Source organism: Pelotalea chapellei (assembly GCF_018531195.1).
GTDB classification, from domain to species: domain Bacteria; phylum Desulfobacterota; class Desulfuromonadia; order Geobacterales; family Pseudopelobacteraceae; genus Pelotalea; species Pelotalea chapellei.
Genome location: NZ_JAHDYS010000005.1, coordinates 217249 through 229225 on the forward strand (window position 1 = coordinate 217249; position 11977 = coordinate 229225).

Below are 11977 nucleotides of genomic sequence, written 5' to 3' on the forward strand. Positions count from 1 at the left end.
AGAGTGCTCCATTAAAACTGTTTTTTGATGAAGGTATCTTTTCTGCCATTTATGTCATCACGCTCAAGATAGTCAATGGTGTAATGCAGGCCACGGGACTCTTTCCGCATTTGTGCACAGGAGACAATTAGTTCCGCCACGGTAACAATATTGCGAAGCTCGATCAGATCCGAGGTGACAATGAAATTCCAGTAATATTCTTCGATTTCGTCCTGGATCAGTTTAATACGCCGCATAGCGCGCGCCAAACGCTTGTCGGAGCGGACGATGCCGACATAGTTCCACATGCAGCGGCGCACTTCGTCCCAGTTCTGAGAGACCACAACCATTTCATCGCTGTTGGTAGCAGTACCCGAATCCCATTCAGGGGGTATTGGCCGATCCTTAGAGAGCACTTTTATGGCTTCGACTGAATGCTTGTAAGCCTGGCTCGCAAAGACGGCAGCCTCCAGCAATGAATTACTGGCAAGGCGATTGGCACCGTGCAATCCTGTGAAGGCCGTTTCGCCAATGGCATAAAGACCGGGTATATCAGTCTCGGCGTTAATATTGACCGCTACTCCTCCGCACAGGTAATGGGCGGCAGGTACCACCGGCAGCCATTCTTTGGTCATGTCGAGGTCAAAATCCATACAGGTCTGGTAGATGTTTGGAAAACGGCTGCGAACAAAATCTGCAGGTTCGTGGGTGATATCCAGATAGACGCAGTCATCACCGCTCGTTTTCATCTCGTTGTCGATTGCACGGGCCACGATGTCACGCGGGGCGAGATCTTTCAGTTTATGATATTTTTCCATGAATGCAGTTCCATCGCGGCGGCGCAGAATAGCTCCTTCGCCGCGTACTGCTTCGGAAATAAGAAATGACTTGGCATGTGGGTGAAACAGGGTGGTGGGGTGGAACTGCATGAATTCCATATTGGCAACGGTGGCACCGGCGCGATACGCCATGGCCACACCATCGCCTGACGCCACGTCAGGATTGCAGGTGTACAGGTAGACTTTGCCTGCTCCTCCACAAGCAAGAAGAGTTACCTTGGCGGAAAAAGTCCTTACCCGACCTCCGTCATTGATGTCAAGGGCATAGGCGCCCAGGCAGCGGTTATCATCACTCTTTTTAGCTACCTTTGCAGATGTGATTAGATCAATGGCAATATGGTGTTCGAAAATCTGTACATTGGGATGATTCCGGACCGCCTCGACCAGCGCGCGTTCGATCTCCCTGCCGGTGATGTCTTCTGCATGCAAGATGCGCCGGGCGCTGTGGCCACCTTCGCGGGTGAGGTCGTATGATTCGCCACTGGTAGTAAATTTGACGCCCCATTCAATAAGATTGCGAATTGTCTGAGGACCTTCTTCCACCACCATGCGTACCACGTCTTCATGACAGATGCCTGCTCCTGCCACCATGGTGTCTTCCACATGTGCATCAAACGAATCCTCTGCAGAGAATACGGAGGCGATGCCGCCTTGGGCGTATTTGGTAGCCGATTCAGTAATTTCACGTTTGGTTACAATGGCGACGCTGCCATGATTGGCTGCCTGAAGAGCGTAGGAGAGGCCGGCTATACCGCTGCCGATTACAAGAAAATCACTTTCAATGTGCATGGTGAGAGTCTCTTTCCCAAGTGAAGTGTATACAGAAAGCTAAGGATTATTGTCCCCTGAATGCTGTTTGTCAAGCGGAGAGCCGGTCCAGCCCCTGAGGGAAACAAAAATAGAGGAGTTATAAATAATTAAAAATTTAAATCAACCGCGCCTGCCGCCAAAAATGGAGCCTAGGACACCCCGAACGATTGCTCTTCCGACCTGACTGCCTACCGATCGTGCCGCGCTTTTGGCTAAAGCCTCCACAACACTTTCCCGCTTTCTGCCGCCTGCAGAACCTGACCCCCCTGCGAACATATCGCCCAACATCCCGCCAAGGCCGCCAAACCTGTCGGAAGTACGATCCTCGGTGGGTGACGTAAGGCTCTCCTGCAAGTGAGCTTCCTCCTGTGCTGTTGCCTGCCCCCTCCGGGCCTTGAGCTGCTCGTTGGCTGATTCACGGTCGATAGCCGTTTCATAGGCTCCAGCCACGAGGGATGACGCCATCAGCTGCCGGCGCAACTGGTCAGGGATGGGACCAACCGCCGCATGAGGAGGATAAATCAGGGCTCGTTCCACAACAGCGGGTCGTCCTTTATCATCCAGGCAGGAGACCAATGCTTCGCCAACACACAGGTTGGTGATCGCTGTTTGCTCATCAAGGTCAGGATTATCGTGCATTGTCGATGCTGCAGCCTTGACCCCTTTCATATCACGAGCAGAAAATGAACGCAGGGCATGCTGAACCCGGTTTCCCAGCTGGGAAAGCACTTTGTCCGGCACGTCGGCTGGGTTCTGGGTGACAAAAAAGATCCCGACTCCCTTGGAGCGTATCAAGCGCACTATTTGTTCGATTTTATCAACCAATCCGTCAGGAGCATCATTAAACAGCAGGTGTGCCTCATCGAAGAAAAAGACCAGCCTGGGTTTATCCAGGTCGCCAGCCTCCGGCAGGTTTTCGAACAGCTCCGAAAGCAGCCAAAGCAGGAGGGTCGCATAAACCTTAGGCGCTTGCATAAGCTTGTCTGCTGAAAGAATATTAATGACCCCTTTGCCCTGATCGGTCTGCAGGAGATCATTTATATTCAGCATCGGTTCACCGAATAGTTTCTCTCCCCCCTGGCCTTCAAGGGCTAACAGGCTGCGTTGAATCGCGCCCACGCTTGCTGCTGAGATATTGCCGTATTCAGTCGTAAAGTTTTTTGCGTTGTCACCTACAAACTGGAGCATCGCTCGCAGGTCTTTCATGTCCAGAAGCAGAAGACCGTTGTCATCAGCCACTTTGAATACCAGGTTGAGCACTCCCGCCTGTGTTTCATTCAATTCAAGCATCCTCGACAGCAGTAGAGGACCGAGATCGGAGATAGTGGCGCGTAGTGGATGACCATTTTGATCAAACACATCCCAGAATATCACCGGATAGGCTTGATAAGCATGACCAGAGAGACCCAACTGCTCAACGCGCTCCTGCACTTTTGCATTGCCTCCGCCTGGTTGGGAGATCCCTGACAAATCCCCCTTTACATCGGACATGAAACAGGGCACTCCGATTGACGAAAACAGCTCCGCCAGGGTTTGCAGGGTCACAGTCTTACCGGTTCCGGTGGCTCCAGTAATAAGGCCATGGCGATTTGCCATGTTGGAAAGAAGTGCCAGTTCAGTCTGATTGTTTTTAGCAAAGGCTAGTTGGATGGTCATTGTGTCCTATTCCTCCCTTACGTGTTTCTGCATCAGAAATTTAAACCTGAGCGGGGATTCAACTACAATTGAATAATAACATTATTACCTGTGAACTATTATCATTACAATATTCTAAAAGGATTTATCTTAATTTCGGGGGTACAGGTTGATTGTTTTCAATACCGGGAATGTGTATAGTTGCCCGTACAATACTGTTTATTCCACCGTGGCGAGATAAAACATGGATAGCAAAACAGAAAATCAGGCAGCACACAATCAAGTGGTTCAGCTCACCAAGCGGGCGAGTCAGTTGCTCAAAAATCGTAATTATGCCGAAGCACGTACCTCGTTCGAGGAAGCCTTGGAACTGGCTCCTGATGATCCTTATATTCTTACGGGAATTGGTGATGCTCTGAGGCAGCAAAAAAGCTTTTCTGGCGCAACCGTTCATTATCGACGGGTGCTTGAGATAGACCCCAAAAATGTGTTCGCTTTGCGCGGTTTGGGGGATGCTCTGCGTGGGCAACGGCTATATCTGGAAGCCATCAGTTGCTGGAAAAAGTATCTCCAGTTGCGCAATCATCGCGATATTTTCGTACTCACACGCATTGCAGACAGTTACAAGACAGTGAACGACGATGAAAGCTCATTGATCTACTATAAAAAAGCACTGGCACTTGATGGATGCGATCGGTATGCGTTGATGGGACTTGCTGATCTTTATCACAAGAAGGGTCAAGCTGCATCCGCTGTCGAACATTATGAAAAGGCGTTAGCAAATGGAGTTACATTAATTAATGTGCTGACCATTGTGGCCAAATTGCATTGGAGTTTGGGAAACCATGAGCAGGCAAAGCTTTATTTTGACAAAACCCTTTCCCGTGATCCGGATAACTCCTACGCTCTTTATGGATTGGGTAACTATTTTCGTTGGAAATGCGATTATAGGAAGGCCATTGCGGTATGGGAAAAAATTCTGGAGAAAAACAGCGGGACAGTAAATCTAATGACCCGTATAGGCGACGCCTATCGAAATCTCGGTGAATTTGATGCCGCGGAACGAGCTTTTAGAAAAAATCTGGATATCGCATATGATAAATTCACGATGGTGGGAATATTGAAATTGTACTGCCTCCAGGGCAGGCTTGAAGAGGCATGTGGCTGCTATGATGAACTTTTGCGGCATGAAGGGGAAGACAATCGGTTTCTTGATGATGTAGTAGCATTGCTTATAAAGCACAAAACCCACGATCGTGCACTTCATCTATTACGGCATGCTGTGCAGCAACATGGAATATCTTCACTTGTCGGTCAGGTTGCTGCCGAAAGGATTAAAAACTTGGAAATCATGGCTTTGGAAAGGAAGTAGTAACCATTTCACAGCATGTAAGCCGGCGAGTGCCCCTCTTGCCAATAGGGGGGACTCGCCGTTTTTTTGCTATTCAGCCATTTCTATTTTTAATTTGCCATCCTCCACATCCACTCTAAGCGTGCTGCCATCAACAACATTTCCCGCAATAATCGCCCGCGCTACCTTGGTTTCAAGCTCGCGCTGAATATAACGCTTAAGAGGGCGTGCGCCATAGACCGGATCATAGCCGGATTCAGCTATGAATCGCAAGGCAGCATCAGATATATCCAAACTGATGCGTCGGTCCCTGAGTCTGATACTAAGCTGCTCTGCCAGCATTTTTGTAATGCTGACGATCTCCTCAAGGTGGAGTGGTTTAAACAGGACTATGTCGTCTACTCTGTTGAGGAATTCCGGGCGAAAACTGCTCCTCAGTTCACGCATCACGTTATGACGGGCCTCTTCACGGATGTCTCCGGCCGGGGTGATTCCTTCAATTAAAAAAGGAGCACCGATATTGGAGGTCATAATAATGACAGTATTCTTAAAATCGACGGTGCGTCCCTGACTATCCGTGACCCGGCCATCGTCAAGAATCTGCAACAGAATGTTGAAGACATCCTGATGAGCCTTTTCTATCTCGTCAAAGAGCAGCACGCAATACGGCTTGCGGCGTACAGCTTCAGTCAGTTGTCCCCCCTCTTCGTAACCAACATAGCCGGGAGGAGCGCCGATCAGGCGCGATACTGCGAATTTCTCCATGTATTCCGACATGTCGATACGCACCATGTTTTCTTCTGAATCGAACAGTGCCTCGGCGAGCGTCCTTGCCAGCTCAGTTTTTCCAACACCGGTTGGCCCCAGGAAAATAAATGAGCCGATCGGCCTGCGTGGGTCCTTGAGCCCGGACCGTGCCCGCAGAACAGCATCGGAAACCAGTTGGACCGCCTCATCCTGACCGACAACCCGCTGATGGAGGATGCTCTCCAATCGCAACAGCTTTTCCCTTTCACCCTCCACCAGGCGTGTGATAGGTATGCCGGTCCAATGGGCTACGATTTCGGCGATCTCATCTTCAGTAACCTCCTCACGCAGAAGTTTCTGATCTCCCTGATTTTTAACGAGAGAATCCTCTTCATTTTTCAGTGCTGTTTCCAGCCCGGGCAATTCCGAATATTTCAGACGTGAAGCTTGCTCCAGGTTGTAGGACCGTTCGGCCTGCTCAATATCCCGGCGTGTCTTCTCAATCTGTTCGCGTAACCCCTGCACACGCTGTATGGCCAATTTTTCGGAATCGTACCGGGCACGCATCAGCGTTGCTTTTTCACGGTCTTCGGCTAGTTCCTTGCGTAAAGCTTCAAGGCGCTCGATGCTGGCCGTATCTTTTTCTTTCCTGAGGGCTGTCTCTTCTATCTCCAACTGCATGACACGGCGGCTGATAGTGTCTAATTCTGATGGTAGAGAATCGATTTCGGTGCGCAACATTGCACATGCTTCGTCCACCAGATCGATAGCCTTGTCAGGCAGAAAACGATCCGTAATATAGCGGTTGGAAAGGGTGGCAGCGGCTACAAGTGCATTATCCTGAATCTTTATGCCATGGTGCACCTCGAACCGCTCCCGCAGGCCGCGCAGAATCGAAATGGTGTCTTCCACGCTCGGTTGCTCCACCAGAACCGGTTGAAAACGGCGCTCCAGAGCGGCATCCTTTTCAATATGCTTGCGATATTCATCCAGTGTCGTGGCGCCAATGCAGTGCAGTTCACCTCTAGCCAGCATCGGCTTGAGCATGTTGCCTGCATCCATAGAGCCTTCGGCCTTACCGGCGCCAACAATGGTATGCAGTTCGTCAATAAAAAGAAGGATGCGTCCTTCAGCCTCCTTGACCTCATTGAGCACAGCCTTGAGCCGTTCTTCGAATTCACCGCGGTATTTGGCACCGGCTATGAGCGCACCCATATCAAGAGCGAAGATGGTCTTGTTGTGCAGGCCTTCGGGAACGTCGCCGCGAACGATACGCTGGGCAAGCCCCTCCACAATGGCTGTCTTGCCAACGCCAGGTTCACCGATTAAAACCGGATTGTTCTTGGTCTTACGAGATAGTATCCTTATGGTCCGGCGGATATCATCATCCCGTCCTATGACTGGGTCGAGTTTGTCATTTTTTGCAAGCTTGACCAGATCTCGACCATATTTTTCCAAAGCCTCATAACTTACTTCAGGGTTGGCAGATGTTACTCTTTGATTGCCACGTACATCGGTGAGAGTGGCCAGAAATTTTTCCCGATCTATTCCGGCCTGCTTTAATATTTTTCCGGATGGGAATTTGTCACCTTCCGCCATTAAAGCGATCAAGAGGTGCTCAACGGAAACATATTCATCCTTGAGTCGCTTGGCCTCCTGTTCGGCTGCTACAAGGATCCGTGAAAGTCGCTGAGAGATGACAATTTTACCCGGTTCGATGCCTGGTCCTGAAACATGGGGCCTCCGATTAAGATCTGCCTCAATATCCTTTTTTATATGTTCCGATCGGATATTCATGCGTTCCAGCAGACGCGGAACAAGGCCATCCGTCTGGTCTAGCAGGGCCCACAGCAGGTGCTCTCCATCTACCTCAATGTGGCCATGGGTTACAGCTTTATTCTGTGCCTCGGCCAATGCTTCCTGTGACTTTTGAGTAAGTTTGTTGAAGTCCATGAGCTACTTCCCTTAAACGGTAAATTATTCTTCTGTTTATTGAGGTAAACACTGCAAGGTTGAAAGTCAAGAAGGAGAGGGGGGATTAAAATACCTGCTGTTCACTCAGCAGAAACCCATCCACTGATCTGACAAAATTGATTTTGTTTGCGCAGACGTTATCATCTATGTTTAATTTGTCTCAAGTCACGGTTTGAGGAGTGGTTATGCTGAATCGTCGTACATGTGGAATCCTGCTGCACCCAACGTCGTTACCTGGACCTGGTGGTATCGGCTCACTCGGATCGGATGCCAGACATTTCATTGATTTGATGGCCTCGATGGGCATGTCCTGCTGGCAAGTACTGCCTCTGACACCGCCAGGTTGCGGTAATTCGCCCTATTCGGCTTTTTCCGCTTTTGCCGGCAATCCGCTCCTGATCAATCTTGAAGAAATCATCAAAGAAGGAGATCTTCCTGCTACATTCAAGACGCCACTTTTTCCGGAGGTGCAGGTTGACTTCAGCGCTGTAACCAATTTCAAGCTGGCCGCATTGCGCTCTGCGTCAGAAGCTTTTTTTGCAGCTGGTCAAACTGCTCGCATGGAAGAATTCTGGCACTTCTGTGACACTACCAGTTGGCTGCATAATTATGCCCTTTTCATGTCACTTAAAAAACGTTACCAAGGGTTGACCTGGAATCAGTGGCCAACTAGTATTGCTTTGCTTAAGCCCGGAGCCTATGAGAGAGCTTCGGAAGAACTGGGCCCGGAAATTGGCTTTCATAAATACGTACAATGGCAGTTTGCCCGCCAATGGAGAGCGTTGCGTAACTATGCTGCACATCGTGGAATAGCACTTATTGGCGATATACCAATTTTTGTAGCTTATGATTCAGCGGATGTCTGGTGCAACCGCGACATATTTCTATTGGATTCCAAAGGAAAACCTGAGGTTGTTGCGGGTGTGCCACCGGATTATTTCAGTGTCACAGGGCAATTATGGGGTAACCCGCTATATAACTGGGACCTGCTTCAACAGCAGGGGTACTGTTGGTGGATTGAACGATTCAGGAATCTCTTTTCTCAGTTTGATGTCATTCGCATTGATCACTTCCGCGGGTTTGCAGCCGCCTGGCATGTGCCGGCGGATGAGTTGACTGCTGTAAACGGCACATGGGTTAATGGACCGGGCCAGAATTTTTTTAATGCAATGCATAATGTCCTTGGTGACCTCCCCATTATCGCCGAGGACCTTGGGCTGATTACCCCTGACGTCGTTCAACTTTTGGATAATTGCGGATATCCAGGAATGAAAATACTTCAATTTGCATTTGATTCCGGGTCAGACAATCCATATCTGCCCCATAATTACATCCGCAAAAGTGTTGTTTATACCGGTACCCATGACAATACTACTACCTTGGGATGGTTTGAAAGTCTTGCTCCCACCCAACAGCACGAGGTGTTGGAGTACATTGGTTGCAGCAGTAGAGACCTTGTTAATGGCATGTTGCGAACGGCCCTGATTTCGGTGGCAAATACTGCAATTATTCCTTTTCAGGATCTTCTCGGTCTTCCCGGAAATGCCCGTATGAATACACCTGGAACCGCAGAAGGGAACTGGGGTTGGCGTTTCCAGTGGGGCATTGTACCACGGCACCTGGGCTTTTCTTTGCGAGAGATGATCGAACGATATGGCCGGTTCAAACCCCAAGACGCCTAAATTACTTGACAAACAACAGCTATTGAATATACTTGCTTGCTTTGATTTGATTTGATGTACGCGAAGCCCTCATAGAGGCTATGGACTGACTTTATGAAACTATCAGTTGAGCGCATCCAGGAAAAAACCCAGACCCTTCACGCTGAAGAACCGGTCGCATCATTTCCCGTGCTTTCCGGGATGCAGGCTGAAGGTGAATGTGTATTTACGGGTCCTGTGACTTACGATATTAATGCCGCACGTGAATATGACCATTTACGGGTGACTGGTCGGGTGTCTGTACCTTTGACGCTTACCTGTTCACGTTGTCTTGCTGATTATGCAACCGCTGTCGACTCATCTTTCACTATTATGTACCGTCGAGGTACACCAGAAGAGGTTGCAGCTGAAGAAGAAACTGAACTGACCGAGCAGGATCTCATTTCGGTGACATATAGCGGGGATGAAATTGATCTGTCCCATGAAATTGAGGAGCAGGTAGCAATGGAAGTGCCGCTTAAACCGCTGTGTTCGGAAAATTGCAAGGGACTATGCCCTACCTGTGGTGTCGATCATAACCAGGGCACCTGTGACTGTTCGCTCACCCCTGTAAATTTTAAATTCAGTGCACTTAAAGATTTTAAAGTTAATAAATAAACATCGATAACAACATGGTGGCGGCCTGGCCGTTTCACCGGAAAAAAGGAGATACATCATGGCAGTACCTAAGAAAAAGACATCCAAATCACGTAAAAACATGAGAAGAGCCCACGATTTCCTTACTACACAGTCCGTCTCGGTTTGCCCCCAGTGCAAATCCCCCAAGTTACCCCATCGCGTCTGCCCCAGTTGCGGTACCTATAAAGGCAAAGAAGTTCTTGATCTCACCAAAGCACAATAAAAGCTGTTTTTTGTGTCTGTGATACAGCCTGGATCTATGAGAGTAGCAGTTGATGCAATGGGTGGCGACAACGCCCCGGCTATCGAGGTTGGTGGTGCTGTCGCTGCTTGTCGTGAGTTCGGTATTTCCGTAACATTGGTTGGGGACCGGACACGCCTTGAGGAAGAGCTTGCCAAACATGCATGTGCTGGACTGGATATAGACATTTATCACGCCAGTGAAGTTGTCGGAATGCATGATTCCGCATCAGATGCCGTGAGGAAAAAAAAGAACTCTTCAGTCAGGCTGGCTTTTGAACTGGTCAAAGAAGGCAAGGCGTGCGCCGCTGTAAGTGCCGGTAATTCCGGAGCCACCATGGCAGCCGGAATGTTTGTCCTCAAGCGAATCAAAGGTATCGAACGTCCTGCAATTGCACAAATTTTTCCCACCCTTAAAGGTCAGACGCTCGTTCTGGATGTTGGCGGCAATGTAGATTGCAAGCCGCTTCACCTGGTGCAGTTTGCCATAATGGGTGAAGTCTATGCCCGCTATGCCATGGGGATTACTTCGCCATCCGTTGGTTTGCTGTCAAATGGAGAGGAAGATTCCAAAGGGAATGAACTGACCCGTGAAACAAACAGCATACTCAGGAATGCTTCAATCAATTATTCCGGTTATGTTGAAGGGCGTGATATCTTCAAAGGTACGGTAGAAGTGGTTGTGTGTGATGGTTTTGTCGGCAATGTGGTTCTCAAATCTTCAGAAGGCCTCGCTGACGCTGCCGGTCATATGCTAAAGGATGAAATTTTGAAAAGTTGGGTTTCCAAACTCGGCTATCTATTTGTCCGTGGTGCTTTTTCACGATTTAAAAAAATAGTGGATTATGCGGAGTACGGCGGAGCACCTCTTCTCGGCATCAATGGAGTCGGCATGATTTGTCATGGTGGTTCAAACATCAAAGCCATCAAAAACGCCATCCGTTTCGCCCACGAATACGCTAAAAGTGGAGTAACCGAGCATGTGGCCGAAAAACTTTCTGAAAACACCTCTGTTTTTGTGCAACGTGACACCCCCAGATCCCAGGCGGCCGCATAATGAATTCTGTACTGCTTAGATCGAAAATTACCGGCACTGGATCTGCACTGCCTGATACCATTCTTACCAATGCTGATCTGGAAAAAATGGTTGAGACAAACGATGAGTGGATTACCAGCAGGACCGGCATCCGGCAACGCCGGATTGCAAAAGAGGGTGAGTTTACTTCGACTTTTGCCGTTGCTGCATCGCGACGTGCGATGGATATGGCAGGCGTTTCCGCTGACCAGATTGACTTGATCATATTGGGAACCATCACCCCTGATTTCCCTTTTCCTGCTACTGCCTGTATCGTCCAGCGTGAAATCGGGGCCTGTAATGCTGTTGCTTTTGATGTTTCTGCAGCCTGTTCAGGTTTTATTTATGGACTATCAATCGCCGATAACTATATTCGCACCGGTGCTGCTAAAAAAGTTCTTGTAATCGGTGCCGAGGTTTTATCGCGGATTATAGACTGGTCCGATCGTAATACGTGCATTCTTTTCGGTGACGGAGCTGGTGCCGCGGTTGTTGAGGTATGCGACGGTGAAAAAGGCATCCTTTCAAGTCACATCTTTAGTAACGGATCCTACTGGGACATGCTCTACCAGCCTGGCTGCGGAAGCAGAAACCCGGCCAGCAACAACCGCACCATAGATGAGGGTCTTTTTTACCTTAAAATGGAAGGCAATGACGTATTCAAACATGCGGTTCGATGTATGGATGAAGCTGCATCAACAGCCCTTACTGCCAACAATATGACCCCTGCAGATATTTCCTTGTTCATCCCCCATCAAGCCAACCGCCGTATTATTGATGCAACAGCCAAACGCCTTGGCTTGCCGCAGGAAAAAGTTTTTGTGAATCTGCATAAGTATGGAAACACATCAGCAGCTTCAATTCCCATTGCCTTGGATGAGGCAAATCGAGAACATCGTATGCACGCCGGGGACGTTGTGTTGTTGGATGCTTTTGGTGGTGGATTCACCTACGGTTCCATATTGATGCGGTGGTAGTCTCTTTGGGC

At 49.1% G+C, this 11977-nt stretch carries 9 protein-coding genes; 6 read left to right on the plus strand and 3 right to left on the minus strand.

Annotation, left to right across the window (positions count from 1 at the left end):
* Nucleotides 1-11: 11 nt before the first annotated feature.
* Nucleotides 12-1607, minus strand: coding sequence for an L-aspartate oxidase (gene nadB, locus KJB30_RS07385; protein WP_214297503.1), 1596 nt, complete (start codon nt 1605-1607; stop codon nt 12-14).
* Between the two features lie 141 nt (nt 1608-1748).
* Complete coding sequence (locus tag KJB30_RS07390; protein ID WP_214297505.1) at nt 1749-3284, minus strand: helicase HerA-like domain-containing protein; 1536 nt, start codon at nt 3282-3284, stop codon at nt 1749-1751.
* 223 nt (nt 3285-3507) lie between these two features.
* Here KJB30_RS07390 and KJB30_RS07395 point away from each other — a divergent pair, with 223 nt between their 5' ends.
* Entirely contained in the window at nt 3508-4635 is a 1128-nt protein-coding gene (locus tag KJB30_RS07395) for a tetratricopeptide repeat protein (RefSeq protein ID WP_214297506.1), read from the plus strand.
* 69 nt (nt 4636-4704) lie between these two features.
* On the opposite strand, the gene clpB is transcribed toward KJB30_RS07395, so the two are convergent.
* Entirely contained in the window at nt 4705-7314 is a 2610-nt protein-coding gene (gene clpB, locus KJB30_RS07400) for an ATP-dependent chaperone ClpB (protein WP_214297508.1), read from the minus strand.
* Between the two features lie 206 nt (nt 7315-7520).
* Between clpB and malQ the strand changes: the two genes are divergently transcribed.
* The 5 genes from malQ to KJB30_RS07425 all read left to right on the plus strand — a co-directional run bounded on the left by malQ (nt 7521) and on the right by KJB30_RS07425 (nt 11966).
* Nucleotides 7521-9017 carry a 4-alpha-glucanotransferase gene (malQ, locus tag KJB30_RS07405; protein ID WP_214297510.1) on the plus strand — a complete coding sequence of 499 codons (1497 nt, stop codon included), beginning with the start codon at nt 7521-7523 and terminating at the stop codon, nt 9015-9017.
* A 93-nt stretch (nt 9018-9110) separates the two neighbouring features.
* Nucleotides 9111-9653 (plus strand): YceD family protein, encoded by a 543-nt coding sequence (locus tag KJB30_RS07410; RefSeq protein WP_214297512.1) that lies wholly within the window; start codon nt 9111-9113, stop codon nt 9651-9653.
* Between the two features lie 58 nt (nt 9654-9711).
* Nucleotides 9712-9897, plus strand: coding sequence for a 50S ribosomal protein L32 (gene rpmF, locus KJB30_RS07415; protein WP_214297514.1), 186 nt, complete (start codon nt 9712-9714; stop codon nt 9895-9897).
* A 36-nt stretch (nt 9898-9933) separates the two neighbouring features.
* Nucleotides 9934-10971: a phosphate acyltransferase PlsX gene (plsX, locus tag KJB30_RS07420; RefSeq protein ID WP_214297517.1), complete on the plus strand. Its 1038-nt coding sequence runs from the start codon at nt 9934-9936 to the stop codon at nt 10969-10971.
* Nucleotides 10972-10982: 11 nt separating this feature from the next.
* Nucleotides 10983-11966: a beta-ketoacyl-ACP synthase III gene (locus tag KJB30_RS07425; RefSeq protein ID WP_281415540.1), complete on the plus strand. Its 984-nt coding sequence runs from the start codon at nt 10983-10985 to the stop codon at nt 11964-11966.
* The last annotated feature ends 11 nt before the right edge of the window (nt 11967-11977 follow it).

Excerpts from the sequence above, each read along its gene's own strand:
- nadB (WP_214297503.1), bottom strand. The coding sequence starts at position 1,607 with ATGCACATTGAAAGTGATTTTCTTGTAATCGGCAGCGGTATAGCCGGC.
- KJB30_RS07390 (WP_214297505.1), bottom strand. The coding sequence starts at position 3,284 with ATGACCATCCAACTAGCCTTTGCTAAAAACAATCAGACTGAACTGGCA.
- KJB30_RS07395 (WP_214297506.1), top strand. The coding sequence starts at position 3,508 with ATGGATAGCAAAACAGAAAATCAGGCAGCACACAATCAAGTGGTTCAG.
- clpB (WP_214297508.1), bottom strand. The coding sequence starts at position 7,314 with ATGGACTTCAACAAACTTACTCAAAAGTCACAGGAAGCATTGGCCGAG.
- malQ (WP_214297510.1), top strand. The coding sequence starts at position 7,521 with ATGCTGAATCGTCGTACATGTGGAATCCTGCTGCACCCAACGTCGTTA.
- KJB30_RS07410 (WP_214297512.1), top strand. The coding sequence starts at position 9,111 with ATGAAACTATCAGTTGAGCGCATCCAGGAAAAAACCCAGACCCTTCAC.
- rpmF (WP_214297514.1), top strand. The coding sequence starts at position 9,712 with ATGGCAGTACCTAAGAAAAAGACATCCAAATCACGTAAAAACATGAGA.
- plsX (WP_214297517.1), top strand. The coding sequence starts at position 9,934 with ATGAGAGTAGCAGTTGATGCAATGGGTGGCGACAACGCCCCGGCTATC.